This is a genomic window from Burkholderia sp. SIMBA_051, from assembly GCF_046534915.1.
GTDB lineage: Bacteria > Pseudomonadota > Gammaproteobacteria > Burkholderiales > Burkholderiaceae > Burkholderia > Burkholderia ambifaria.
In genome coordinates this window covers 1-244 of the sequence record NZ_JAWRXS010000741.1, presented here as the reverse complement: position 1 = coordinate 244, position 244 = coordinate 1, and the positions used below count along the sequence as shown (strand labels likewise).

At 71.7% G+C, this 244-nt stretch carries 1 protein-coding gene; it reads right to left on the bottom strand.

Annotation, left to right across the window (positions count from 1 at the left end):
• Positions 1-244, bottom strand: a 244-nt coding sequence (locus SB771_RS36435; RefSeq protein ID WP_410722217.1) for an FAD-dependent oxidoreductase, incomplete at both ends; no start/stop codon positions are given.

The window sequence follows — 244 nt, the reverse complement described above, 5'->3', positions numbered from 1 at the left end:
GCAGCCGAAATTGCCGGCGCTCGTTTCGACGCCGACTACGCGACGGCCTTCGCGGGCTAGGCCGGTGACGCGCACGCCTTCCATGACCTTCACGCCACGCCGGCGCGCCGAGCGCGCGAAGCTGGTGGCGACGAGGTAGGCGTCGGCGAAGCCCGCTTCGGGCTCGAAGCCGATTAGCGCGGCGTCGTCGAAACGGGCAATCGGCAGGCGCGCCTGCGCGGCCTGGCGGTCGAGCAACTGCACC